This is a genomic window from Halalkalicoccus sp. CGA53 (assembly GCF_036429475.1).
In the GTDB taxonomy this organism is placed as follows: Archaea; Halobacteriota; Halobacteria; order Halobacteriales; family Halalkalicoccaceae; genus Natronorarus; species Natronorarus salvus.
Map to the genome: position 1 here is coordinate 1348957 of NZ_CP144125.1, position 22980 is coordinate 1371936.

Annotated in this window: 26 protein-coding genes; 14 read left to right on the forward strand and 12 right to left on the reverse strand. The window is 68.3% G+C overall.

Annotated elements, in window-relative coordinates; genetic code table 11:
- The first annotated feature begins 5 nt into the window (after positions 1–5).
- Both V2L32_RS08295 and V2L32_RS08300 read left to right on the forward strand, forming a co-directional pair.
- Positions 6–1001 carry a WD40/YVTN/BNR-like repeat-containing protein gene (locus V2L32_RS08295; protein ID WP_331236017.1) on the forward strand — a complete coding sequence of 332 codons (996 nt, stop codon included), beginning with the start codon at positions 6–8 and terminating at the stop codon, positions 999–1001.
- Positions 1002–1006: 5 nt separating this feature from the next.
- A complete protein-coding gene (locus V2L32_RS08300) occupies positions 1007–1453 on the forward strand; it encodes a VOC family protein (protein ID WP_331236018.1) in 447 nt (148 codons plus the stop codon).
- A 29-nt stretch (positions 1454–1482) separates the two neighbouring features.
- Here the strand turns inward: V2L32_RS08300 and V2L32_RS08305 are convergent, their stop codons facing one another.
- The gene (locus V2L32_RS08305) at positions 1483–2274 is read right to left on the reverse strand and encodes a hypothetical protein (RefSeq protein WP_331236019.1); all 792 of its coding nucleotides are present in this window, start codon (positions 2272–2274) and stop codon (positions 1483–1485) included.
- 104 nt (positions 2275–2378) lie between these two features.
- Between V2L32_RS08305 and V2L32_RS08310 the strand changes: the two genes are divergently transcribed.
- Entirely contained in the window at positions 2379–3464 is a 1086-nt protein-coding gene (locus V2L32_RS08310) for a geranylgeranyl reductase family protein (protein WP_331236020.1), read from the forward strand.
- A 30-nt stretch (positions 3465–3494) separates the two neighbouring features.
- Here the strand turns inward: V2L32_RS08310 and V2L32_RS08315 are convergent, their stop codons facing one another.
- From V2L32_RS08315 to V2L32_RS08325, 3 genes are all read right to left on the reverse strand, one after another.
- Positions 3495–3860, reverse strand: coding sequence for a hypothetical protein (locus tag V2L32_RS08315; RefSeq protein WP_331236021.1), 366 nt, complete (start codon positions 3858–3860; stop codon positions 3495–3497).
- Between the two features lie 73 nt (positions 3861–3933).
- The gene (ygfZ, locus tag V2L32_RS08320) at positions 3934–5013 is read right to left on the reverse strand and encodes a CAF17-like 4Fe-4S cluster assembly/insertion protein YgfZ (protein WP_331236022.1); all 1080 of its coding nucleotides are present in this window, start codon (positions 5011–5013) and stop codon (positions 3934–3936) included.
- 171 nt (positions 5014–5184) lie between these two features.
- Complete coding sequence (locus tag V2L32_RS08325; RefSeq protein WP_331236023.1) at positions 5185–5472, reverse strand: DUF6432 family protein; 288 nt, start codon at positions 5470–5472, stop codon at positions 5185–5187.
- Positions 5473–5586: 114 nt separating this feature from the next.
- On the opposite strand from V2L32_RS08325, the gene V2L32_RS08330 reads away from it, so the two are divergent.
- Both V2L32_RS08330 and V2L32_RS08335 read left to right on the forward strand, forming a co-directional pair.
- A complete protein-coding gene (locus tag V2L32_RS08330) occupies positions 5587–6423 on the forward strand; it encodes a DUF7093 family protein (RefSeq protein ID WP_331236024.1) in 837 nt (278 codons plus the stop codon).
- A gap of 38 nt (positions 6424–6461) precedes the next feature.
- The gene (locus V2L32_RS08335) at positions 6462–6848 is read left to right on the forward strand and encodes a DUF5611 family protein (RefSeq protein WP_331236025.1); all 387 of its coding nucleotides are present in this window, start codon (positions 6462–6464) and stop codon (positions 6846–6848) included.
- Here the strand turns inward: V2L32_RS08335 and V2L32_RS08340 are convergent.
- Positions 6845–8230 carry a DUF402 domain-containing protein gene (locus V2L32_RS08340; protein ID WP_331236026.1) on the reverse strand — a complete coding sequence of 462 codons (1386 nt, stop codon included), beginning with the start codon at positions 8228–8230 and terminating at the stop codon, positions 6845–6847. The genes V2L32_RS08335 and V2L32_RS08340 overlap by 4 nt on opposite strands.
- Positions 8227–8613, reverse strand: a complete 387-nt coding sequence (locus tag V2L32_RS08345; RefSeq protein WP_331236027.1) for a DUF7532 family protein — start codon at positions 8611–8613, stop codon at positions 8227–8229. The genes V2L32_RS08340 and V2L32_RS08345 overlap by 4 nt, the downstream gene beginning before the upstream one ends.
- Positions 8614–8710: 97 nt before the next feature.
- Here V2L32_RS08345 and V2L32_RS08350 point away from each other — a divergent pair, with 97 nt between their 5' ends.
- From V2L32_RS08350 to V2L32_RS08360, 3 genes are all read left to right on the forward strand, one after another.
- Complete coding sequence (locus V2L32_RS08350; RefSeq protein WP_331236028.1) at positions 8711–9727, forward strand: PrsW family intramembrane metalloprotease; 1017 nt, start codon at positions 8711–8713, stop codon at positions 9725–9727.
- A gap of 433 nt (positions 9728–10160) precedes the next feature.
- Positions 10161–10970, forward strand: coding sequence for a helix-turn-helix transcriptional regulator (locus V2L32_RS08355; protein ID WP_331236029.1), 810 nt, complete (start codon positions 10161–10163; stop codon positions 10968–10970).
- 251 nt (positions 10971–11221) lie between these two features.
- Complete coding sequence (locus tag V2L32_RS08360; RefSeq protein ID WP_331236030.1) at positions 11222–11824, forward strand: OsmC family protein; 603 nt, start codon at positions 11222–11224, stop codon at positions 11822–11824.
- A gap of 153 nt (positions 11825–11977) precedes the next feature.
- Here the strand turns inward: V2L32_RS08360 and V2L32_RS08365 are convergent, their stop codons facing one another.
- A complete protein-coding gene (locus V2L32_RS08365; RefSeq protein WP_331236031.1) occupies positions 11978–12592 on the reverse strand; it encodes a riboflavin synthase in 615 nt (204 codons plus the stop codon).
- 380 nt (positions 12593–12972) lie between these two features.
- Between V2L32_RS08365 and V2L32_RS08370 the strand changes: the two genes are divergently transcribed.
- From V2L32_RS08370 to V2L32_RS08395, 6 genes are all read left to right on the forward strand, one after another.
- Positions 12973–14193 carry a polysaccharide deacetylase family protein gene (locus V2L32_RS08370; RefSeq protein WP_331236032.1) on the forward strand — a complete coding sequence of 407 codons (1221 nt, stop codon included), beginning with the start codon at positions 12973–12975 and terminating at the stop codon, positions 14191–14193.
- 50 nt (positions 14194–14243) lie between these two features.
- The gene (locus V2L32_RS08375) at positions 14244–14477 is read left to right on the forward strand and encodes a DUF7533 family protein (protein WP_331236033.1); all 234 of its coding nucleotides are present in this window, start codon (positions 14244–14246) and stop codon (positions 14475–14477) included.
- Between the two features lie 54 nt (positions 14478–14531).
- Entirely contained in the window at positions 14532–15359 is an 828-nt protein-coding gene (locus V2L32_RS08380) for a helix-turn-helix transcriptional regulator (protein WP_331236034.1), read from the forward strand.
- A gap of 180 nt (positions 15360–15539) precedes the next feature.
- Positions 15540–15845 (forward strand): DUF4242 domain-containing protein, encoded by a 306-nt coding sequence (locus V2L32_RS08385; protein WP_331236035.1) that lies wholly within the window; start codon positions 15540–15542, stop codon positions 15843–15845.
- Between the two features lie 23 nt (positions 15846–15868).
- Positions 15869–16141 (forward strand): DUF3303 family protein, encoded by a 273-nt coding sequence (locus tag V2L32_RS08390; protein ID WP_331236036.1) that lies wholly within the window; start codon positions 15869–15871, stop codon positions 16139–16141.
- 168 nt (positions 16142–16309) lie between these two features.
- The gene (locus V2L32_RS08395) at positions 16310–17131 is read left to right on the forward strand and encodes a class I SAM-dependent methyltransferase (RefSeq protein ID WP_331236037.1); all 822 of its coding nucleotides are present in this window, start codon (positions 16310–16312) and stop codon (positions 17129–17131) included.
- Between the two features lie 159 nt (positions 17132–17290).
- Here V2L32_RS08395 and V2L32_RS08400 read toward each other — a convergent pair whose 3' ends face one another.
- From V2L32_RS08400 to V2L32_RS08420, 5 genes are all read right to left on the reverse strand, one after another.
- Complete coding sequence (locus tag V2L32_RS08400; RefSeq protein WP_331236038.1) at positions 17291–18430, reverse strand: M24 family metallopeptidase; 1140 nt, start codon at positions 18428–18430, stop codon at positions 17291–17293.
- Positions 18431–20266 carry an ATP-dependent helicase gene (locus tag V2L32_RS08405; protein ID WP_331236039.1) on the reverse strand — a complete coding sequence of 612 codons (1836 nt, stop codon included), beginning with the start codon at positions 20264–20266 and terminating at the stop codon, positions 18431–18433. It abuts the gene before it with no gap.
- 138 nt (positions 20267–20404) lie between these two features.
- The gene (locus tag V2L32_RS08410; RefSeq protein ID WP_331236040.1) at positions 20405–20578 is read right to left on the reverse strand and encodes an HVO_0416 family zinc finger protein; all 174 of its coding nucleotides are present in this window, start codon (positions 20576–20578) and stop codon (positions 20405–20407) included.
- 105 nt (positions 20579–20683) lie between these two features.
- Entirely contained in the window at positions 20684–21424 is a 741-nt protein-coding gene (locus V2L32_RS08415; protein ID WP_331236041.1) for a helix-turn-helix domain-containing protein, read from the reverse strand.
- Positions 21425–21491: 67 nt separating this feature from the next.
- Positions 21492–22973 carry a carboxypeptidase M32 gene (locus tag V2L32_RS08420; RefSeq protein ID WP_331236042.1) on the reverse strand — a complete coding sequence of 494 codons (1482 nt, stop codon included), beginning with the start codon at positions 22971–22973 and terminating at the stop codon, positions 21492–21494.
- Between the last annotated feature and the right edge of the window lie 7 nt (positions 22974–22980).

The following is a 22980-nucleotide window of genomic DNA, read 5'->3' on the forward strand; positions in this document are numbered from 1 at the left end:
CAGGTATGCCCCGGATCTACGCCGCCCTTCGGGACGGCCTCGTCGTCGCTACGGGCGAGGGGGACGAGTGGCGAACGGCGACCGAACTGACCGACAGACGGATCGAGTGCGTCGCGGTCTCGCCCGAGCGACCGAACCGGATCCTCGTCGGGACGTTCGACGCCGGGCTCTATCGGAGCGAGGACGGTGGTGACTCCTTCGAACGCGTCGGCGAGGCCGTCATCGACTCCGAGCGGGTGACGAGCGCGACGGTGAGCCCGCACGACCCCGACGAGCTCTGGGTCGGGACCGAACCGAGTGCAGTCTATCGATCCAGCGACGGTGGTGACACCTGGGAGCAGAGGGAGGGGATCACCGACCTCCCCTCCGAGCCGGAGTGGTACTTCCCGCCCCGGCCCGACACCCACCACGTCCGGTGGATCGAGGTCGATCCGAGGGAGCGAGAACGGCTCTACGTGGGGATCGAGGCTGGGGCGCTGCTCGTCACCGACGACGCGGGCGAGAGCTGGAGCGAGCGCCCGCCCGGATCGAGACGGGACAACCACTCGCTGGCGACCCATCCCGAACTACCCGATAGGGTCTGGTCGGCCGCGGGCGACGGCTACGCCGAGAGCCACGACGGCGGCGAGACGTGGGACCGGCCACAGGAGGGGCTCGACCACCGCTACTGCTGGAGTGTGGTACCGGTGCCCGACGATCCGGAGACGACGTTGCTCTCCTCGGCGAGCGGCGCGAACGCCGCCCACCGGGTCGGCGAGAGCTACCTGTACAGGAGACGGGACGGCGAGCCGTGGGAGCGTCTCGACGACCGTGGGATACCGACGGGCGAGGGCACGTATCGAGCCGTGCTCGCGACCGCCGGAGCGGGCGTCTACGCCGCGACGAACCACGGGATCCACCAAAGCGAAGACGGCGGCGACTCGTGGGATCGACTCCCGCTCGATTCGCGAGAGGCGTTCGAGGACCGCGCGGTTCGCGGGCTGGCGGTCGTCGAGGGGTGACGGACGTGACGAGCGACGAGACACGAACCCCGATCGAGCGTGCGAGTATCGACCACGTCGAGCTGTTCGTCCCCGACCGGGAGGAGGCGGCCGCCTGGTACGAGGCGACCCTCGGGCTCACGCCGGCCCCCGAACTCGAAGCGTGGGCGGCGGACGGACCGCTGATGCTCTCCGGCGACGACGGAGCCACCCTGCTCGCGGTGTTCGAGGGGGAGCCGACCGGCGATCGCGAGCCGACGGGCTACCGACGGGTCGCGTTTCGCGTCGACCGGGAGACGTTCCGGTCGTTCGTCGACTCGCTCCCGGCGCTTCCGGTTTCGGACGCCGACGGCGAGCCGATCCGGCACGAGGACGTCGTCGACCACGACCTCTCGCACTCGATCTACTTCACCGATCCGTACGGCAATCCGTTCGAGGTGACGACGTACGAGGTCGACCGACTCGAGGGGTAGTCACGACCCACACGGACCGTCGTCGCGACCTACAGGACCTGGATGCGCACCGTGTAGGGCAGCGACCCACCACTCTCGCCGTCGCCGACCCCCACCGAGCCAGTGAGTTCGTAGCTCCCCTCCACGAGGCCCGCCGGGTCGATCTCGTACTCGTGCTCGACCCGGTCGTCGGGGTCGAGATCGGTTATCACGCCGATGTCCTGCACGGTCCTCACCGACCGGCCGACGGTGCGGACGTGGTCGCTCTCTTCATACTCGCTGGTCCAGAGGAGGTAGCTCTCGCCGTCGGGTTCCCCCTCCGGGTGGATCGAGAGCACGCCGAACGGGGCGGGCGCGCCGCTTCCGATCTCGACCGTCCGCTCGCCCCGGTTCTCGAGCGAGAGCGAGAGCACGCCCGGATCGTGGTCGCTCGCCAGGTCGTCGACCAGTTCCGCGTCGAACGAGACCTCGACGCCCGAGCTATCGCTGACGGCGACCCAGTAGTAGGTGTCGTCGATGGAGAGGAACTCGTGGCCGTCGAACGCCTCGGCTAGCCCCTCCGGCGGGTTCTCGACGCCGTGGAGGCCGCGAGTCTCGGCCGCCGTCCGGATCGTGTCGTGGTACGCCTCGTCGATCTCCGCTATACCGACCACCTCCTCCTCCGCGGTGGGTGGATCCTCGCCGAGGTCGTTGATCCGGAGCGAGAGCCGTTGGGTGGCGACCGACTCGATCGCGAGGCGCAACGGTTCGCTCGGACCCGAGAGCGTCGACCCCGGTCCGGTGGCGAGACAGCCCGCGAGCGCTGCGGCGCTCAGACCGCTCAGGTACGCGCGTCTGTCCATACTCACACATGAATCCGATGAGATATGTATCCTCGGACGAATGAAGCGCGGGGTTCGGTCACCGACCGAGGGGTTATTTACGGACAGGCCGGTAGGAACGGTCGATGTACGACTTCGCGGTCGTCGGTGCCGGCCCCGCCGGCTCTCGTTTCTCGCGCGGAGCCGCCGAGGCGGGCCACGACGTGGTCACCTTCGAGAGCGGTTCCGTCGGCACTCCGCTCGCCTGCTCGGGCCACGTCAGCACCGATATCTGGGAGTTCGTCCCAGACGACGCTCGGGAGAGGCTGTTCCAGAACGAGATCTACGGCGCGCGGTTTCACACCGGCGGGCCGGGCAGCCGGGAGTACCCCTTCTACAAGCGCGAGGTCGTCTCGAACGTGATCGATCGAGTGGGACTGGACCGCACGCTCGCCGACCTCGCCCGTGAGGCCGGCGCGTCGGTCAGAGAGGGCCACACCGTAACCGGGATCGAGGAGGGCCATGACGAGGTCGAACTCACCGTCAGAGGGCCGGAGACGACGGAGACCGTACGGACGAGGATGATCGTCGGCTGCGACGGGCCGACCTCCAGGGTACGCAGGGCGCTCTCGCTACCCGAACCCGGCGAGATCCTCCACGGCGTGCTCGGGTTCAGCGAGGAGAAAGACGACGAGGCGTTCGTCGACGTCCACCTCACCGCGCCGCGATTCTTCGCCTGGCGGATCCCCCGCGGCGAGGCCGGCGTCGAGTACGGGTTAGCTGCGCCGCCGGCCCGCGATCTCAGGGAGCTGTTCGACGAGTTCACCGCCGGCTACGGCGTCGAGATCGCCGAGTTCTGCTCCGGGGCGATCCCGATCGGCCTGCCGGAGCGGGTGACGAGTCACAGGGGGCTGCTGATCGGCGACGCCGCCGCCCAGACGAAGCCCTTTACGGGTGGCGGGATCCTCTACGGGATGACCGCGGCGGATCACGCGGTCCGGACGGTGAACCCCCGGAACCCGGCGAGTCTCGCCCGCTACGAGGAGGCGTGGCGCTCCGATCTCTCGCGCGAGATCGAACTGGGACACTGGCTGCGGCGGGCGTACTCGCTGCCGGAGCCGATCCAGCGAGTGGGTCTCAGGACGCTCTCGGGCGAGATCGGCGTCCACATGGACCGGCCGACCTCGCTCTTTTCGCTCGAGCAGTTGAAGGCGCTCTTCTCGCGGTCCTGAGCCAATTGTCGGGTCGGGACGTCAGCCCGCCTACTCGAGGGTGCCGAGTGTGATACGAGAGGGGTCGGTGATCTCGCCGTCGTCGCCGACGGCATCGGGATCCATGAACAGGACCGCGTCGTCGACCATCTCATCCTCGACGGTGACCGGGTGACCCAGGCGGTCTTCGAGTGCGGCCCGGTCCTCGGTGGCCGCGTTCGCGTTCGACGGCGAGAGGTAGTAGCTACACGCCCCGATGTCGACGTCGGTGTCGAGCGCCTCGGGTAGCTCGCGTAGCTGTTCGACGGTCACGTCGTCGAGCGTCCGGATCCACACCCGTTCGGTGTCCGATCCGGAGGCGACGCTCGACTGCGTTCGGAGCCGTTCGACGAGTCCCTCGTAGTCGATCGCGTCCATGGGCGGTCGTCGTCGTGAGGACGGTTAGCGAGTCTCCCGGCCTGTGAAAGCCGCGCTCGCCGACCGTCGTCTCTCAGTAGCTCGGCAGTCGCGCCGACCGGCCGCTGCCCTCGACGAACGGCAGGTCGACCCGCTCCGCACCGACCTCCTCGCCGTTCACCCGAACGGTCAGCGCGTCGCCCTTGAGGTCGAACGGGACGAACGCGAACGCGATGGCGCTCTCTAGAAGGGGACTCTCCGCGGCGCGGGTGACCTCCCCCGCGGAGCCGTCGCCGTCGAACACGACGGCACCGGGCTCCGGAAGCGCCTCGCAGGTCAGCCCGACGAGTCGCTTGCTCGGCTGGCCCCTGTTCTCGACCCGGCTCACGACCTCCTGACCGACGAAACAGCCCTTCTCGAAGTCGACGGCGTTTTTCATACCTGCGACGTTCGGGATTCGTCCCTCCAGTTCGCTCGGGAAGAGCGGCGTCCCGGCCTCGAGCGCGAGCGACTCCCACGTCTGGAGCCCGAACGGCGCGGCGCCCGTCCCGAACGTCAACAGCCCGCTCACGACCCGCTCGGCCTCCTCGGCCCGACAGACCACTTCGTAGGACTCCTCGCCAAGCGGGTCGTCGCCCGCGATCACGGTGACGCCGACGTCCGCGATCTCGCCCCGGTCGAAGACGAGCGTCCCGTCTGGCGCGCCACGGTTGAACACGCTCCCGATCTTTTCAGTCGATACCGGCCCGTGAACGCCGAAGACGGCGAACTCGTCGCTCGCGGCCTCGATCGTCACGTCCTGGATGAACGTCTTCTCCGACCAGTCGGCGGCGATCGGTTCGGCGTGCCCCGGCGCGGTGAAAAGCAGGAGCCGCTCGCCGGCGTTGTAGACGTAGAGGTCGGTCACGATCCCACCCTGTGGGTCACAGAGCAGCGCGTAGACCCCCCGTCCGTCCCCTCCTGGTACCCGGTTCGAGACGACGTTGTCGACGTACTCGACGCGGTCCTCGCCGGTGACGCTCACGACCCCGTAGGGGGCCTCGGTCACGCCGACGGCGTTTCGCACCGCGCGGTGGGTGCGCTCGGGTCGCCCGTAGTGACGCGGGTAGCGCCGGCCGCCTCGCTCCGTGAAGACGGCACCGTGGTCGGCGTGGAACGACTCGACGACGGTCATCGCGCCCTCCGTGTGTGCATACGGGGGGTTGGAGACGGCGGGTCTAAAGGGGTGTGACTGCGGCCCCCGTTCATAGGGATCATCGTAGGAGCGCATACGTTCCGGGCTGCGAATCGAACGACACCGGAGACGTGTGAGCCCGCGAGATCCGGGTGGCGACGACGATCCCTATCAGAACGGGAGACGATCGCGGACCCGGTCGAGGAACGATCGCTCGTCCGCTTTCCCGGGTGCGATCGAGTCCGCGGGACGGATCACCGTCCGGTCGCCGTTCTCCTCGACGGTGATGAGGTCGTCGTCCTTGAGGTTGCGCAGCGCCTCCTCCAGTTCGTCGATCGAGACGTCGGCGGTGGCCCGGAGTTCGAACACGGTGAGCCCCTCCTCGCGCCACTCGACGAGCGCGTCGAGCACCGCGACCTCGTGCTCGTCTCGACGCCCGTAGCCCCGCGATCTCGCCATACCCCCTACTCGTCGTGCAGGGGTCTTATACTGTCGGCCACCCCGCGAGTCGACGCCCGGTCCCCTCGCCGATGGGGAGGGTTTTTGGTCACCCCGACAGATAGACAGCCAATCATGGGTCTCAGGTGTTCGCTTCTCGGACACGAGTACGGCGAACCGGAAATCGAACGGTCTCGCGACGAGCGGGGGAGCGAGGTCGTCATCACCGTCACGGAGTTCCAGCGCTGTACCCACTGCGGGGCAGCCACGGTGATCAGCGAGAACACGGAGGTCAGCACGACCGGGGAGACGGGGTCGTGGTCGGACGAGCCTGACGGCGGGCCGGTCGTCTCGACCGGGGACCCCGATCGGGCCTCCTCGGCCGACCGCGGCCGGGAACGACGACCGGACCCCACCTCCGGAGACGACTCTGCTCCCGCGACGGACTCCCGTTCCCGGGTGAGCCACGACTCCGGGAGGGTTCGCCCGCGAGAGCGCTCTTCCCGAACGACCTCCCGGAACGACTCGTGGAGCACGACCGCGAACTACGATCCGGATCAGGACGACGCGGAGATCCTGGAGGACGACCCCGAGGAGCGACGCCCCGGCGAGTGGCCGAGCCACGAGGACGAGCGGGCGTCGCCCGAACCCGGCGCGACGGCGGGTCGATGGCCGGAGACCGAGGGCGAGGACGAGGGGTTCAGCGTCGCGGCCGACGAGGAGGCGCTCGTCGACGTCGAGGTCAGTGGGGGGCCGAACGCCGACCGGGGTTCGCGCGAGCGGTCGACCGACACCGTCGTCGGGTTCGAGCGGGCGGCGAGCGCGCCGGTCTCCGACCGCCCGGTCGGCTCCGGCATCGCGGGCGAACTCGTCTGTCCCGCCTGTGACGCCGACCGCCTCGGCGACCGCCCCTCGCTCCGTGTGGGCGACATCTGCCCGGAGTGTCACCGGGGCTACCTCGCCGAGCGGTAGACGAAACCCGTAAATCCACCCCACTCGATTACGGTCCCATGCGCGAGTACAAGATGCGCCGGGGCGAGCACCTAGAGGAGCGAATCCCCGACCTGGAGGCGACCGTCGAGGAGTACTTCGGTCCGATCACCGAAACCGAGGAGTACAACGGGAGCGACCTCTTCGTCGTCTCCGAACCCGACAACCCCGTCTTCGAGCGCATCGTGGCCGGCGCTGTCTCCTACAGCGGCAAGAAGGACACGCTCGCCGTCGAGTTCGAGGAGCGCGATCCGACCGAGCTCTCGCCCGACGACCTCGAAGCAGCCGGCGAGGCAGTCAGCGCGAAGAACGACTTCCTCCTCGAGGCCACCGGGCGCGACGCGAAGTCCCGTCGCGAGTCGCTCAAACGCGAGGTCGAGGACGACGAGACACCGGACGTCGCCTAGGAGAGCGCGCGTTCGATCGACGCGGCTACGTCGCGAGCACGATCGGCGAGCGGTCGGCTCACGTTCCCCCGCTCGACCGCCCCGTCGAGGTCGTCGTCGTCGACCCGTTCGACCCTGCCGGCGGCGTCTTTCACCACGTCGACGTGGAGGTCGACGTACCGGGCGGCGCCGGGGAAGAGTTCGATCGGGGTACAGACGTTCACGTACGTCCCTTTCCGCACGCCCTCCTCGCTCCGGTAGACCGTCGGGTACCACCACCGTCCCTCCGAGAGCGTGGTGAGCGCGACGTCGCCGTCCTCCCGGGTCGCCGAGAGCGCGTCGTAGGTGCCCCCCGCGGTCATCTCGCGGCGGAGGACGACGCTCCCCTCGGGATCCACCTCGACCACCTCTCCCCGGCCGAGCGTGATCAGCCGCCCGTCGGGTTTGCCGTGTTCGATCGCGAGCGCGTCGCCGACTCCTGGGCCGAACTGGTCGGCGACCACCCCGAACGGGAACGCCTCGATCGCCGGACAGAGCGCCTCGACGAAGTCGACGGGACCGCTCGCCCGTTCGCTCCCCGCCTTGATCCGGTGGTGGCCGGCCATGGTCCCCGTGACCTCCCTTCGTAGGTCGTCGAGCGCGAACCGTGACTCGCGGCCGAACCAGCACCAGGTCGTCGCGAACGGCGCAGTCCGGACGCCCTCCTCGCCCACCTCCCGATCGAGCGCGTCGTCGACCGCGAGCGCCCGCTCGCGTGCCGCCGAGAGCGCCGCCGAGAGCGTCTCCAGGCTCGCCCTCTCCGCACCCCGACCCAGTTCGACACCCCATGCCTCCGGCGGGTCGTCGAGCAGGTCGACCAGCCCTGCCGTCTCGCGATCGGGCGCGTCGACGACGCCCTCGCGACCGGCGACCAGCCGAACCAGACCGCCGGGCGTCCCAACGCCGACCTCACCGGTGAGCGTCGGCTCCCGATCGCTCCACGGCGGGGTCGGCTTCGCGACCTGCACCCTGACGCTGTCGCCGACCTCGACGTACCCGTCCGCGTCGTCGAACGGGAGAAAGCCCTCCCCGTCGCCGCAGTCGACGACCGCCCCACGACCCCGTTCCCGGCGCACGGTGCCCTCGACGATGGCCCCTCGCGCTAGCGGGTCGTCCCAGGCGAACGTGTCGATTCCTAGCCCCTCGAGCAGTGCCCTCGTCGCCGCGACGGCGTCGGGGTCGCCCGAGAGTTCGACGCCCTGGCGGTCCCCCGTGGTCGCCAGGTCGCAGTCGGCGAGCGTGTGGGAGAACTCCCGGTCGAACCGCTCGCGTATCGGCTTCGATACCTGGACGACCTCGTGGTCCCCCTCGGCCAGCAGTCGGGTCAGCGCAGTGGTGTAGATCCCCCGAACGCGCACCCTCATAGTCGCTCCCGATCGGTCGAAAAGCGCACCCGCCCGTTCACCGTCGGCCCGAGCGTACACTCGACTACGTCCGGTAGCGCCTCGCCGACGAGCACCCGGACGTCCTCGACGGGCACGCCCCAGGAGTCGAAGCGGAGGTAGCCCCTGATCTCGGCGCCGTGGGTGAACAGATCGCAGTAGTCGACGGTGTGCTCGGGGAACTCCTCGGAGCTGTGTGCGAGATCCATGTCGGAGACGACCCGGTCGTGTGCGCCGAAGAAGCCCTCGACCCGTTCCGCGTCCTCCCTCGCCAGTTCGACGACCCGATCCGCGACCCGCTCGACCGTCTCCCGATCGACGCCGGCCTCGCGGAACGCCCGCTGGGTTCGCCCGTCGAAGTGCATACGCCCGCTATGGGGACGGGGGTGTTGAGCGTGCCGAGTCGGGACGGCGCTCTCCCGCCGGGGGAACGGTTAGGGACCGGCCGGCCCAACGGTGGGTATGAACAGGGGCCGGGATCCGGTCGAGCGCGAGACGAGCGACGATCGCGACCTCTACGAGATCACGACCTGGGAGCGTCGGTCGTTCCTCGACTCGCTCGCGGTCGGGATCCACCGCTTCGGCGCCGTGAGCCTGCGGGTGGTGCTCGTGGCGCTCGCGTTCGTCCTCTTGCTCGCACAGCTGATCCTCGGGGGTGTCGGCGTGCTCGTCGCCGACCCCGTCGTCGGCACGCTCGTCTTCCTCTCGGTCGTCCCCGCCCTGGGGATCGCCGTCTACATCTGGTACGCCGACGTGACGACCGGCGAGCCGCTCTCGCTGCTCGTCGTCACCTTCCTGCTCGCCGTCCTCTTCGCGATGTTCGCGGCCGTCATCAACAGCGTCCTGCAACCGGCCTTCGGCGCCCTCGGCTTCCTCGGACTCGTCCTCTTCTTCTTCCTCGTCGTCGGCCCCGTCGAGGAGACGGTGAAACTGCTCGCCGTACGGCTCTACGCCTACCGATCGACGCGCTTCGACGCGGTGATCGACGGGATGGTCTACGGCGCGGTCGCCGGCCTCGGCTTCGCCACCATCGAGAACGCCTTCTACATCACGCAGGGACTGGACTCGGGGCTGGCCGCGATGGAGGTCGTCGACGAGGCCGGCGCGACCGCTGCGGTCCGATCACTCGCCGGCCCCGGACACGTCCTCTACTCGGCCATCGCCGGCTTCTACCTCGGCCTCGCGAAGTTCAACCCCGAGAACGCGGGCCCGATCGTGATAAAGGGGCTGACGATCGCGGCGATCCTCCACGCGCTGTACAACAGCCTCGCGGGGATCGTCCCCGGCCTGCTCGTCGCTTCCGCGACCTGGATCACCCTCCCGATCGCACTGCTCGGGTTCATCGTCCTCTACGACGGCTTCGTCGCCTACATACTCTATCGGAAAGCCTCGCGCTACATGAAGGCGTACAGGGACGCCGGCATCGAGCGCCTCGACGAACGCGAGCTGATTCCCGAGCGCACCGAGTTCGACCCCTGATACGGACCCTGTACTGTGTACCGCTCGGTCCGAACGGTACAGGCTACAGCAGTCCGTGCGAGACCGTGGTCGTCGACGAGCGCCGGACGGGTTCTCGAGAGGGGCCACTCGCCCGGTTCGTGGCCGCGAGCGGAGCGGTCGGGATCCACTTCTGGACTGTCACGTTCGTTCATCACCCGGGATCGTCCCACCCGGTGAGTGGATTTCACCCGGTGAATATTTCCGGTTCTGCGCCCATGGTAATCCGAAGTGGCGAGACGATGGGGTCGGTGAGCGGAGGCGCGAGCGAGAACGCCGAGGGGGAACCCGCGCTAGAAGAACTCGTCCGTCGGCAGCGGCCAGCGCGTGAGGAGTGCGGAAAAGGTCCCCCGACTCCCGTCGCCAACCCTCGACCGGTCCACCGTCGCGCCCGACCCGGCACGGACACGACAGCATGAAACCGAGTAGATCGAGATCGCCGGTCGAAGACATCGCGTACCTCACGCGGGCGGACCACCGGGTGGCGGCGCTCGCGGCGTCGACGGTCCGTCCCCGGAGCCGATCCGAACTGGTCGAGCTGACCGGCGTCTCCTCCTCGACGATCCGACGGACGATCCGCGAGTTCGAGGACCGAAACTGGGTTCGAAAGGTGGACTACCAGTACGAGACGACCCAGCTCGGGGCGTACATCGCCTCGGGGATGGTGGAGCTGATCGACCGCGTCGAGACCGAGCAGACGCTGCGGGACGTCTGGGGGTGGCTCCCGGGCGAGGAGAGCGGCTTCACGATCGAGATGGTCTCCGATGCGGCCGTGACGGTCGCCGCCGCCGACGCCCCGTACGCTCCGGTGAACCGGTTCGTCTCCCTGTTCGAGGGGTCGGATCGGTTCCGGGCCGTCGGGTTCGACGTGGCGCTGCTCGAGCCGTGCCGGGACGAACTCTGCCGGCGGCTCGACGACGGGATGCACGCGGACCTCATCGCCCCGCCCAGGGTCGCGAACTACATCCGCTCGACCCGTTCGGAGCAGTTCTCGACGACCTTCGAGAGGGGTGACCTCACGATCCGATTACACGACGACCTGCCCTCGTACGGGGTCTGTCTCTTCGACGACCGGGTCGCGATCAGCGGCTACGGCCCCGAGGGCGTGACCGTCCGCGTGCTCGTCGACAGCGACGCCCCAGCGGTGTACGAGTGGGCCGAGTCGACGTACACCGCCTACCGACGCACGACGCCGACGCTCCCGCTCGACCCGATCCAGGAGTGACCACCTCGATCCTGTGTCGTGATCGAGGCCGCTCGGTCGACGTTTCTCGTCTCACTCTCGCCGTCGTCAGTCGCGATACCGGGTCGAGCGGTGGTCCACGGAACGGACCCCGCGCCCGTCCGTCCGGTCGATCACCCGCTGCACGACGGTCACGGGGCGCCCAAATCCCAGTCGGTAGCTACCTCGTGTTCGCGTTCGTATCCGGTCTCGGGAGTGGGGAAGACGAGACCATGTCAAACGACGAACGAGTGATGCACGGTGTCGAGCTCGACCGACTCGACGCCTTCGCCGAACGCGCGGCCGAACACCCCGACGCGATCACGCTCGGTCTCGGAGCCCGCTCGACGTACGAGGGGACTTGCGGCCACAGCCTGTCAAAGGTCGACAGCTACACGCTCGGTGACGAGGTGATCGTGCGCGAGACCCGCGACTACACGATCCCGTACGGCGGCTGTAAGGAGCTGCTCGACGCCGGTGGGTGGATCGGTGCGACCGACCGGATGGATCCGATCGAGGGCGCGTTGGCCGCGCTCGCCGCCTGTATCAACGTCGGGATCACGGTCAACGCCGTCGCGAACGGCGTCGACGTCGAGGGGCTCCAGACGCGGGTCCGGACCGAGGTCGATCCCCGCGTCCTCTTCAGCCTCGCTGACCTCACCGAGGCCGACGGCGTCTTCGAGAACCTGACGGTCGAGATCGAGATCGAGGGCGAGGCGCTCGAGAAGGACCTCGTCGACGAGTGGGCGCGGCGGGCGCCCGTCTACACGCTCGTCTCGCTCGCCCAGGACGTCGAGGTGACGATCACCACCCCCACCGAGGTGGCGGGTGCGAACCCGCGAGGGGATCGAGAATAACCGACTCGCACGAATTCGACCGCCTCGAACGGACGGTCAAGAGCATCTACCGGGGGCGCCGAACGGCCGGTCGAGGAGTTCCACTTCGAGACCGGACGCGAACTCGCTGCCGGCCGGTACCGCGAGACAGGCAGCGCTCACGGAGAGAGGTGCTCACCGGTCGACGGTCGCCGGTCCGTCGGCGTACGGTTCGGTCACGGATTCGACGTACTTCGCGATCACGTCCACTTCGAGGTGGACCGGATCGCCCGCCGACTTCGCCGACAGCGTCGTCACCTCGTAGGTCGTCGGGACGATCGCCACGGAGAACGTCTCGGTGCCGAGATCGGCGACCGTGAGGCTGATACCGTCGACCGTGATCGAGCCCTTCTCGACGACGTAGCGTGCGAGTGCCGCGGGCAGCGAGAAGGAAAACCGCCAGTCCTCGCCCACCCGCTCGACCGACTCGACGCGAGCGGTCGCGTCGACGTGACCCTGGACCACGTGGCCGTCGAACCGTCCCCCGGCAGTCATCGCCCGTTCGAGGTTCACTTCCTCGCCCTCTTCGACCTCCCCGAGATAGGTCCGCTCGACCGTCTCGGTCGCGAGGAACACGGAAAAGCCCGCGGCGTCCGTTCGCTCGACGGTGAGACACGCCCCGTTCACGCTCACGCTCTCGCCCTCACGGAGCGCGTCGGCGAACGAGCAGTCGATCCAGAGGCGTCTCTCACCCTCGTCGTGGGTGACCTCGCGCACCACGCCCCGCTCCTCGACGATCCCGGTGAACATACCCCGGGTTGGTGAGTGCGGGCTAAACCCGTTCCGCCCACCCCCATATTAATATATGATAATACTGTCGGGTCGTATGGGAACTCTCGATACACCCCCCCACTCCTCGAAGGCGACTCATGTGTGCATGCGACAGATTGACGGCTGTGAGGGGTCGCCACGTACACGATGGCTATCAGCGTGCGTACGTGTCCGCAGTGTGAGTGGACGGGGACGGAGTCGACGTTCGACACGGGGAACGACGACAGGGCCTGTCCCGTCTGCCGCCACACGATCCTGGACTCCTGAGACAAAAGTATAGCAAATACACACTGTTCGGAATTCTCGACAGGTTTACCGAGCGAATAGGTAACCGCCAGGGACGACTCCCCTCGCTCGACATGACCGGACAGGAGAGAGGACGGACCCGGCGGGGGTTCCTCCGGACGACCGGGGCGGGGGCGGCGGGGCTCGCGTGGGCGGCCCACGCGCCGCGGGCATCGGCGACCGGGGAGGCGGCGGGCCTGCTGGTCCTCGTCTACGACGACAGCCCGGCCGAGGACTACACGAAGACGTTTCGGGTCCACCGGGAGTACGACGTCCCGGGCTGTATCGCTGCCTGCCCGGGGTTGATGGAGGACGGTTCGGGCGAGTGGCTCTCGCCGGGACAGCTCCGGGAGATCCACGCGGAGGGCTGGGAGGTGATGAGCCACACGAACCACCACCGGCTGCTCGGTGAGGTACCGCTCGAGGGGAGCGTCGAGGCCGGCGAGACGCGGATCCCGGTCAGGAGCGACCTCCAGGGACGCTTTTCGGGCGACCCGCTCGTCTTCATCGACGGCGACAGCCGGGTCGAGGCGACCGCCGCGGGCCGCGAGCGCGAGGACGACGACGAGCGGTTTCTCCTCGTAGAGGAGGGCCTCCCCGAGTCGCTCTCCTCGGAGGCGGTCGTCCGCTACACCGACGCGTTCACCGAGGAGGTGCTCGCCGGGTCACAGTCGACGCTAGAGGGCTGGCTGGAGGACCAGGGCGGGCGGGTCGACGGCTACGTCCACACCTACGACTGGGTTGAGGGCGTCAGGAACGTCGTCCCGTCGGTCTACGACGCCACGCCGAACGGCCGGCCCGGTCGCGGGCCGTTCAACCCCGATCTCGACCCGGACCCGCTCTCGCTGACCCGGGGATACGTGGAGACCGACTCGATGGACGACGATCGGGTGCTCGCGGTGCTCGATACGATCGCGACCGATCCGGACTTCGGCGTCCTCGCCGGTCACTCGAACCACGAGACGCTCCCCGAAGAGCGCATCCGCTTCGTCATCGAGGAGGCGCTCGAACGCGACATCGAGATCGTCACCCTCCAGGAGGCGCTGCACCGCCTCGGCGTGCTCGAAGCGCGCGACGAACGCATCAGGGCGGGGATCGACGTCGAGTTCGGCGCGGAGGAGGCCACGCCGACGCCCACACCGGCGGGCGAGGAATCGGACGCCGAGGACGACGCTCCCGCGTCGGACGACGGGACGCCCGACGGGGGCGGCGAGGACGTGACGGGCGAGGAGGGGGGGACACGGAGCCTCTGGGAGCGGCTCGTCGAGTTCCTCCGTTCGCTGTTCGGGCTCTGATCCCCGATCCGTGACGTGGCGCTTTTCCCCTCCGGTCGAGTAGGTACGGTATGAACTCGCCCGGGCTGCTCACGCTGATACAACTCGCCTCGGGGCTGGTCTTCGCCATCCCGCTGGCGATCATCGGCGTCGAGTTCCTCGGCGGGGGTCAGCCGCTTCTGGGTCTCGGCTTCCTCTCGCTCGCGGCGGTGATGCTCGTCCTCCCGGAGTACCTCACGCGCAAGGTCGGCGGCCCGCGCGACTGGATTAGGCGTCGGCTCCCGGGTCGCTCCCGGGAGGAGTAGAGAGGCGACGGAGCCACCGGAACACGTATCGACTCTTCCGTGCGTACTGTTACCATGGATTCGGTGATCGACGATATCGAGTTCATCGCCAGCTCGAGACACCGCGTCGGCGTGCTCGACGCGCTCGCGGAACGGGGTTGTGACCGGGACGGCCTGCGTGCGACGACGGGGGCGTCCTCGCCCACCATGGGACGCGTTCTGGGCAGTTTCGAGGATCGGCGCTGGATCGAACGGATCGGTCCGAGGTACGAGCTGACGCCGCTGGGGGCGTTCGTCGCCGAGCGCTTTTCTGAGCTGCGCGAGGCGATGGAGACCGAGCGGAAACTGCGCGACGTCTGGCGGTGGCTCCCCCGCGAGATGGAAGGCTTTTCGGTGGAGCTGTTCGCGGACGCCGTCGTCGCCTACCCGGGACCGGGCTACCCGTACGAGCCCGTCGAACGGGTGATCCAGCTCGTCGAGGAGAGCGACTCGATGTGTGGGCTGGGGACGACGGTGTTCAAGTCGATCGCCAACGAGGCGGTCTGTCTGGCGGTGCTCGACGGGATGGCGTTCGAGTACGTCTACCCCCCGGACGTGCTGGCGGCGACCGTCGCCTGGAACCCCGAGATGGTCGAGCGGGCGACCTCCCGGGACCACTGCACCGTCCTGGTCCACGACGACCTGCCCGACAGGGAGCGCTGTGGCATCGGCATCTTCGACCACCGGGTGGGAATCTGCTGTCACGACGCGGACTCCAGAGCGCTCCTGGCGTGGATCGACACCGACGCACCCGAGGCCCGGGAGTGGGCGCTCTCGGTCTTCGAACGCTATCGCGACGAGGCACGACCGGCCGACGAGGCCGCCACGGCGACGCCGATCCCCGAGGGGTTCACCGTCCCGTGACGATCGGTAGTAGCCGGTGTGTCGCTTTCGGCAGGATAGCCGCCCCACGACGCGATCTCTGCGACCGACCGAACTCCCGATTCGTTCCCGGCGAACCGTCGCTTTCACTCCGTGAAATATTTCACTAGGAATTTACAGTACCCCGGCGGTCGTAGCTCCCTGTGCGAAGAGGTGACAAACATGACCGAAACCGAACTGGAGGACTACCTGATCCTCCGCAACCTGGACGAACCACTTCCCAGACACGAGTTCGAATCCGCTGCCGAACACGCCGTCGGGGTCGTACAGCAACTCGCCGACGAGGGTGTCGGTATCCGGTGGCTGAAGTCGGACGTGCGAACTCGAACCGACGGATCGGTCACGGGGACGTTCTGTCACTACCAGGCGGAGAGCGAAAAGGCGCTGTACGAACACGCAGAGCGTGTGGGGCTTCCGGTGACCCGGATCGACCTCCGCGGCGAGACGATCGAAAACGGGGCCGGGTGATCCGAGTGCGCTACGTCGTCACGATGACACACAGCACGGAGAACTGCTGGGCACGGGAGGAGAACGAGGGGAAAGCCACGGAGTGGATCGGTGGAATGGAGGAGACGGCGGCCGACGCCGACGTCGAGGTACACGGGGCGTACGTCTGCCCGAACGAGCACACGTTCTACTTCGTGCTGGAAGCCGACTCCTTCGAAGGAGTCACCGCGTTCCTCGGACCACCCCTGCTCACCGACCACGACGCCCACGTCGCACCCGTCGTCTCGTTCGCGGAGGCCGAGCGTGCCGTGCGGTGAGGGACACGAACGGGGAGGACACACGCGGCGAGGGACCGCCGCACGACGAACGATCTGTCGCACTCACGGACGATCGCCGACCGAGCAGTACCGACTCGACTCTCGGCCTCTCACCGGGCGTGTATATCTCCGTCCGGGTCGGAGGGCTCTCCGAGGAGTGAAACCGAGATGACCGACGACGGAGGAGTAGCCGACTACACCGAGGTGACCGACCGGCAGCGAGAGACTTGGTCGACCGGCGACTTCAACGAGGTCGCCAGACAGAACATCGTCATGGCCGAGGCGCTCTGCGAGGCGGTCGACCCGCGCCCGGGCCAGCGCGTGCTGGACGTGGCCTGTGGCAGCGGAACGGCAGCGCTCGTCGCGGCGCGGCGGTACTGCGAGGTGACGGGCGTCGACTACGTCCCCGGACTGATCGAGCGCGCACGGGCCCGGGCGGCCGCCGCGGGCCTCGACGCGGAGTTCCACGTCGGGGACGCCCAGGAGCTACCGTTTCCCGACGACAGCTTCGACGCGGTGCTCTCGGTCTACGGCGTGCAGTTCGCGCCGGACCAGGAGCGGGCGGCGAGCGAACTGCTCCGAGTCTGTCGTCCGGGCGGGACGATCGGGCTCGCCGGTCCGATCCCCGAGGGCTGGAGCGGGGACTTCTTCGCCGCCCACGCCGAGTACGTCCCGCCGCCACCCGGCGTCGAACCGCCCCACCGGTGGGGAACGGACGACGGACTCGGCGAACTGCTCGGTGCGGGCGTTCGTTCGATCGAGAACGACCGACGGACGGCGCTGCAGTACTACCGGTCGGTCGACCACGCCGTGGAGGTGTTCGGCACGTACTTCGGACCGACGGTCAGGGCGCTCGAGGCGATCGACGCGGAGGCAGGCGAGCGCCTCCGCGCGGATCTCGCGGCCGTCTTCGACCGGTACAACCGCGCGACCGACGGGACCGCGGTCGTCGAGAACCGGTACCTCCAGACCGTCGCGGTCCGTGCGTGACCCACACGCGAATCCCGTGGGGGACCTCGCTGGATGGGTAGCGGTCGTTTCGTCGAGTCCGACGGACACCCGAAAAACAGCCCCTCGTTTCGTCGGCTCCCCGCCCCGACGCCGAACCCGCTGTGCTCCTCGTCGGTGATCGCGTACCCACGCTCGTGCTCACTCCAACCGGGGGACGAGCGATCGGTGGTACTCGCCGAGGAGCTCGTAGCCATCCTCGGTGACGAGTACGAGGTCCTCGATCCGGACGCCGCCGATCGTGCCGTCGTAGACGCCGGGTTCGACCGTGAGGACCATCCCGGGTTCGAGGGGCTCCGAGGATCGCATCGACGGTGCCTCGTGGAGGCTCACACCCACGCCGTGACCGATCCCGTGGGTGAACCCCGGCTCGCCGGTCGGGGAGAAGCCGTACGCGCCGATCTCCGCCGCGGCCTCGCGATGGACCTCGTTCGCGGGCGTTCCCGCCCCACTGGAGAGGGCGTCGAAGGCGGCGTCCTGTGCGCGTTCGACCGCGACGTGCGCCCGGCGCTCCCAGCCGCCCTCGCTCTCGACGACGAACGTGCGCGAGCAGTCGCCGTAGTAGCCGTCCGGACCGCGTGGCGAGAGGTCGAGAAGAACCGTCTCGCCCGGCACGATCGTGTCGTTGCCGGTGAAGTGGAGGTCGGCACACGAGGGCCCCGCACCGATCACGGTGTTGCCCGCGTCCGTCAGGCCCTCGGCTGCGAACGTCGCGTTCACCTCCCGTCTGAGCCGTTCGGTCGTGAGCGTCTCGCCCGCCCACCGCACGCCGTCGCCCTCGACGACCGCCTCCGCCAGCACCGTCTCCGCGCGGCGCATCCCCTCGACCGTCGCTGTCTGAACGGCTCTCAGGCGGTCGATCTCGGCGTCGCTCTTCACCGCACGCATCCCGTCCACGACGGTCGTCGAGGCGAGGTCGTGACCGGCGCGTTCGAGGCGGACCGCCGTTTCGTGCGGGACGTGCGCCGGAACGAGCACGGTCGAGTCGGGTTCGAGGAGGTCCGCGGCGCGCTCGCTCGCGGTCTTCCGTGGGCCGTCTCCCGCCGGGAGTACGGTCCCCGGGAAGTCGCGTTCTGCCTGCTCGGCGAACAGCGCGGGCGCAGGGAGGAAGGCCTCGTCCTCCCGATAGACGAACGCGTAGGCCCTGTCTGGCCCGGAAAACCGCGTGAGGTACCGCAGATCGTCGTCGAAGCGGTCACCGACGTGAACGAACGCGTCTGCGTCGCGTTCGGCCAGTTCCGCGGCGATCGGCTCGTAGTCGGTGCGCAGCCGCCCGGCCATCTAATCCGCTCTGGGTGCCTCGGCCTCGCCGGTGAGTTCGGCGATGAGTTCGGTCGGCTCCTCGCCAGTCGGGCGGTTCCTGAGCAGCACGTCGATCGGGAGCGTCGGCGCGCCGTCGACGAGGTTCTGGAGCAGGACGAGTCGCTCGCGTGCCCGGCTCATCCCGACGTAGAACACCCGGCGCTCGTTGTCGGTGAGCACGGGTACCGGGTTCGTCGTCCGGGTGAACTCACCCTCGACCTCGATCCCCTGCTGGTCGACCGTCGCGGCCATCTGCTCGACGACTTTTTCGGTCAAATCGGTCGCGACGAAGACGTGGTCGGCCTCGCGCCCCTTCGCGGAGTGGATCGTTCCTATTCTCACTCGGTTCGGGTCCATGTCGGCGTGCGAGCCACGGAAGTACGCCTCCATGCTTTTTCGCTGGAAGCTCGTGATCTTCCGGGACATGTCCGCCGCCGAGGCGGGGTCGGGCAGGAAGGGGACGCGACTCTTGATCTCCTCGGGCGTGACCTCGATCTCGGTGAGGTCGTCCGCACCCTCGGCCTCCTTCCGGTCGTCGATCAGGGTGAACAGGTCGTCGCGGTCGTTCGTCCCGAACGCGCTGTCGGCGAACATATCGGCGAGCCGTCTCGCTTCGAGGCCGTTCACCGCCTCGCCCTCGTCCAGTTTCTCGACGCCGCTCACGTACGCCGAGAGGCGGTCGGTCCACATCCGCTGGTCGGTGAGGATCTTGAAGGGCATCCCCTCGCCGATGAACTCGTCGATGAAGCCGAACATCTGATAGCGCGCCCTGAACAGCACCATCACCGTCTCGTCGGGCGTGGAGTTTATCGTCCCCCGCACGTTCCTGACCAGGTCGAGCATCGAGGGGTTCTCGACCGCCTCGACGATCCCGCCCTCCTTTCGCGGTTTGAGGTTCTTCTCCTGGCGGACCTCGATGTGACGCACCTCGGTCTGGACCACGTCGAGCACCCGGGAGGGGAGCCGGTAGGAGGTGTCGAGGATGACGTCCTCGCCCTCCTCTTCGAGCAGTAAGGACGGATCGGCGCCCTGCCAGGCGTAGACGACCTGGTCGTCGTCACCGGCGATCAGCACCCGCTTCATGTGGGGTTTCCACTCCTCGTAGACGTCGTACTGGAGTGTCGTGATGTCCTGGAACTCGTCGATCACGAGGTAGTCGACGTTCGGGACGAGCGAGCGCTGCTTTACGCGCTCTAACATGTCGGCGAAGCCGACGAGCCCCTCGTTGCCCTTGTGCGCCCGCCAGCCGCGGATCGCCTCGGGGATGTCGAGTCGGTCATCAGAGGAGGGCCACGTGGGGGTGTACTTGTTCCCCTCCAGCGAGTTCGGGTCGAGCTCCGGAGGGAGCCGCACCGTCTCGATGTCCCACTGGAACGGGACGTCGTACCAGTCGGCGACCTCCCTGCTGGTGCGCTGGAGCCACTGGCTCGTCGCGATCACCTTGTTGCCGAGCGCGGTCGAGCGGGCCGTCCGGCGGTGTGCGCCCTCGTACTCGTCCTGGTACTCCAGCCCGTAGGCCTCACAGAACTCCTTTTTGTCCTTCTCGCCGACGACGTCGCCGCGCGAGAGGTCGAGCAGCTCGTACGCCTTCGCGTGCATCGTACAGACGTTGCCCTGGAGCGAGCGCGGCGAGACGTCGAGCCGTTCGGCGAGCCGTTCCCTGATCTCCGCGGCGGCCGCCCTGGTGTAGGAGACGACGAGGATGTCGTTGACCGCGACGTCCTCCTCTAGGATCTCGTCCACGCGGTCTAAGAGCGCCGTCGTCTTCCCGGTGCCCGGGCCGCCGAACAGCCGGGTGACGTGAGAGTCGGTCATTGCAACCGGACACGCCCGCCTGGATGATAAGCTCCGTGGGTTTCGATCGCTCCTGTCCCTCTTCGAGAGACGACAAGATCCCCTCTAAGGAACCCTCTGGGGAGTCGAGTTCGAGGGACGTTCGGTCACGTCGGTCCGTTACCGAGGATGCCAGCCGCAGACCCCGCACTCGGTCGCGGATCGATCGTGAAGCCCACCACACTCCGGACACTGCTTTTTGTTGTACTCGGTCACCCAGCCCGCCGGACCGGTCTCGTGTCCACGCTGGGTGAGGAACTGGTCGAACAGGTCGTCGTGCTGTGCGGAGGCCATACCTGTAGTGCTATGACACACCATCACATAAGTCCACCGCCCGTGCCAAAAGATGGCACGGGTGGCGCTCGGACCGGAGAGGTCGTCGCGACCCGTCGCTCGTGGTCAGTCGCTCGTGATCGTCCGTGGGCTGTCGGTGCTCGCGACGGTCGATTCGACGGTTCCCTCGTGGACCAGCTCCTCGATCACGGCCCGGTGTGCCCGGCGCAGACGCTCGGAGAGCGACTGGTGGCTGATGCCGAGCTCCTCCGAGAGTTCGCTCAGCGTGACCGCACGTGGGACGTCGTAGTAGCCGTTCTCGTAGGCCGCAGAGAGCGTCACCCGCTGGCCGTCGGTGAGGGTGTGTGGCTCCTCCGAGTCGATCGAGACGTCCTTGATCATCTCGACCGAGAGGTCGATCCCGGACGACTCACACCGCTGTACCGCATCCGAGAGCGCCGAGCGCTCCTCGAACAGGAGCCTGACACACCAGTCGTGATCCCGCGTGTAGGCGTCGAGGATGATCCCCGCATCGTCCAGCAGGTGCTCGATCGCCTCGGCCCCTCGCACCCACTTCATCCGGTAGAGTCGACGGCCCGTGCCGTCGCTCAGCCGGTCGTAGCTCTCGATCGTCTCGTCGTCGTCGAGTGCGGCCTCGACCGTGTCGAGGTCGTCCGAGAACGCCCAGATCAACGGGATCGGCGCGTCGCTCCCGCTCGCGACGACCGTCTCGAGTTCGAATCGAACGTCCTTCACCGAACGTAGCGTCCCCTCCAGCACCGCCGCCTCCGCCGGAACGGACGCGACCGCGATCGTACTCTCCGATACGCCGCGCTCCTTGCTCTCCTCTCCGCGCATACACCCCATGACGAAGATAACTACATCGTCCCGACGGATAACCGTTCTGCACGCTGTCTCGAAACGTGGGACCGGCTCACAGCCCGTAGAGCCCGCCGAACTTCTCCTCGGCGTAGGAGAGAAACGCCTCCGAACCGAACTCCTGCCCGGTCGCTACCCTCACCAGCTCCGACGTCTCGTACCGACAGCCGTGGCGGTGGACGCGCTCGGTGAGCCAGTCGTGGATCGGCCCGAACTCCCCCTCGCGGACCAGCGAGTCCACGTCGTACTCCTCGCGGATCGCCGCGTCGACCTGTGCCGATATCAGGCTGCCGATCGTGTACCCGTGGAAGGCGGCGAACCGCGAGGACCAGTGGATGTCCTGCAGGCAGCCCTCGCTGTCGGTCTCGGGCCGAACGCCGAGGTACTCCTCCATCCGATCGTTCCAGAGCCCCGGAATCTCGTCGACCTCGATCTTCCCCTCGACGAACGCCCGGCCGATCTCACACCGCAGCAGGACGTGGAGGTGGTAGGTGAGCTCGTCCGCCTCGACCCGGATGAGGTTGTCCGGGTCGACCCGGTTCACCGCCTCGTAGACCGTCTCCACGTCCAGGTCCTCGTGTCGTGGGAATCGATCTTCGAAAATCGGGAGGAACAGCTCCCAGAACGCCCGTGTTCGACCGACGTGGTTCTCCCAGAACCGCGACTGCGACTCGTGGACGCCGCTCGATCGCGGCTCCCCGAGGGGGTTCGAGTAGGCGTCCCGACGAAGTCCGAGCTGGTAGGTGGCGTGGCCGAACTCGTGGATCGTCGCCGTGAGCGCGTCGATCGGGTCGCCATCGCGAAAGCGGGTGGTGATCCGGCCGTCGAACTGGTTGCCGGCCATGAACGGGTGTGGCGCGGTGTCGAGCCTGCCGCGGTCCCAGTCGTACCCGAGGAGGTCGAGCGCGTCGCGGCTGAGCGCCATCTGCGTCGCCTCGTCGTAGCTCCCCTCCCAGGGCGAGGCGAGGTCGTCGCTCTCCCGGATCGCCTCGATCATCGGGACGAGTCCCTCCCTGAGCCGGTCGAAGACCGACTCGACCTCTGCGAGCGGGAGGCAGGGCTGGGCGTCCTCGTACATCACCTCGAACGGGCTCTTCTCGGGATCGATCTGCTCGGCGCGCTCGACCTGGAGCTCGCGCAGGCGGGAGAGCGTCGGTGCGAACGCCGCGAAGTCGTCCGCTCGCTTCGCCTCCCGCCATGTCCGTGTCGCCTCGGCGCGCGTCCGAGCCAGCTCCTCGACGAGGTCACTCGGGACGCTCGCCGCCCGCTCGTGCTGACGGCGGACCTCGCGGACGACCGCCCGCTCCTCGTCGTCGAGCTCCTCGTTCCCGGCTCCGTCTATCGCCCGCGAGAGCCCGTCGCTCGTCAGTGCCTCGTGGCGAACGGTCGAGAGCGTCGAGAGCTGTTCCGCGCGGGCGGGCGTGCCGCCGTCGGGCATCATCACCTGCTGGTCCCAGCCGAGCACCCCGGCCGCGTGCCCGAGGTTCGCGACCCGTTCGTACCGCGCCAGGAGGTCGTCGTACGCGTCTGCGGACATGGGTACC

What these genes read in the sequence shown, in the direction of transcription:
- V2L32_RS08305 (WP_331236019.1), bottom strand. Translation starts at nt 2,274, where the DNA reads ATGGACAGACGCGCGTACCTGAGCGGTCTGAGCGCCGCAGCGCTCGCG.
- V2L32_RS08395 (WP_331236037.1), top strand. Translation starts at nt 16,310, where the DNA reads ATGACCGACGACGGAGGAGTAGCCGACTACACCGAGGTGACCGACCGG.
- V2L32_RS08405 (WP_331236039.1), bottom strand. Translation starts at nt 20,266, where the DNA reads ATGACCGACTCTCACGTCACCCGGCTGTTCGGCGGCCCGGGCACCGGG.
- V2L32_RS08390 (WP_331236036.1), top strand. Translation starts at nt 15,869, where the DNA reads ATGACACACAGCACGGAGAACTGCTGGGCACGGGAGGAGAACGAGGGG.
- V2L32_RS08310 (WP_331236020.1), top strand. Translation starts at nt 2,379, where the DNA reads ATGTACGACTTCGCGGTCGTCGGTGCCGGCCCCGCCGGCTCTCGTTTC.
- ygfZ (WP_331236022.1), bottom strand. Translation starts at nt 5,013, where the DNA reads ATGACCGTCGTCGAGTCGTTCCACGCCGACCACGGTGCCGTCTTCACG.
- V2L32_RS08295 (WP_331236017.1), top strand. Translation starts at nt 6, where the DNA reads ATGCCCCGGATCTACGCCGCCCTTCGGGACGGCCTCGTCGTCGCTACG.
- V2L32_RS08375 (WP_331236033.1), top strand. Translation starts at nt 14,244, where the DNA reads ATGAACTCGCCCGGGCTGCTCACGCTGATACAACTCGCCTCGGGGCTG.
- V2L32_RS08380 (WP_331236034.1), top strand. Translation starts at nt 14,532, where the DNA reads ATGGATTCGGTGATCGACGATATCGAGTTCATCGCCAGCTCGAGACAC.
- V2L32_RS08400 (WP_331236038.1), bottom strand. Translation starts at nt 18,430, where the DNA reads ATGGCCGGGCGGCTGCGCACCGACTACGAGCCGATCGCCGCGGAACTG.
- V2L32_RS08335 (WP_331236025.1), top strand. Translation starts at nt 6,462, where the DNA reads ATGCGCGAGTACAAGATGCGCCGGGGCGAGCACCTAGAGGAGCGAATC.
- V2L32_RS08415 (WP_331236041.1), bottom strand. Translation starts at nt 21,424, where the DNA reads ATGGGGTGTATGCGCGGAGAGGAGAGCAAGGAGCGCGGCGTATCGGAG.
- V2L32_RS08410 (WP_331236040.1), bottom strand. Translation starts at nt 20,578, where the DNA reads ATGGCCTCCGCACAGCACGACGACCTGTTCGACCAGTTCCTCACCCAG.
- V2L32_RS08360 (WP_331236030.1), top strand. Translation starts at nt 11,222, where the DNA reads ATGCACGGTGTCGAGCTCGACCGACTCGACGCCTTCGCCGAACGCGCG.
- V2L32_RS08315 (WP_331236021.1), bottom strand. Translation starts at nt 3,860, where the DNA reads ATGGACGCGATCGACTACGAGGGACTCGTCGAACGGCTCCGAACGCAG.
- V2L32_RS08330 (WP_331236024.1), top strand. Translation starts at nt 5,587, where the DNA reads ATGGGTCTCAGGTGTTCGCTTCTCGGACACGAGTACGGCGAACCGGAA.
- V2L32_RS08340 (WP_331236026.1), bottom strand. Translation starts at nt 8,230, where the DNA reads ATGAGGGTGCGCGTTCGGGGGATCTACACCACTGCGCTGACCCGACTG.
- V2L32_RS08325 (WP_331236023.1), bottom strand. Translation starts at nt 5,472, where the DNA reads ATGGCGAGATCGCGGGGCTACGGGCGTCGAGACGAGCACGAGGTCGCG.
- V2L32_RS08345 (WP_331236027.1), bottom strand. Translation starts at nt 8,613, where the DNA reads ATGCACTTCGACGGGCGAACCCAGCGGGCGTTCCGCGAGGCCGGCGTC.
- V2L32_RS08420 (WP_331236042.1), bottom strand. Translation starts at nt 22,973, where the DNA reads ATGTCCGCAGACGCGTACGACGACCTCCTGGCGCGGTACGAACGGGTC.
- V2L32_RS08370 (WP_331236032.1), top strand. Translation starts at nt 12,973, where the DNA reads ATGACCGGACAGGAGAGAGGACGGACCCGGCGGGGGTTCCTCCGGACG.
- V2L32_RS08350 (WP_331236028.1), top strand. Translation starts at nt 8,711, where the DNA reads ATGAACAGGGGCCGGGATCCGGTCGAGCGCGAGACGAGCGACGATCGC.
- V2L32_RS08365 (WP_331236031.1), bottom strand. Translation starts at nt 12,592, where the DNA reads ATGTTCACCGGGATCGTCGAGGAGCGGGGCGTGGTGCGCGAGGTCACC.
- V2L32_RS08355 (WP_331236029.1), top strand. Translation starts at nt 10,161, where the DNA reads ATGAAACCGAGTAGATCGAGATCGCCGGTCGAAGACATCGCGTACCTC.
- V2L32_RS08385 (WP_331236035.1), top strand. Translation starts at nt 15,540, where the DNA reads ATGACCGAAACCGAACTGGAGGACTACCTGATCCTCCGCAACCTGGAC.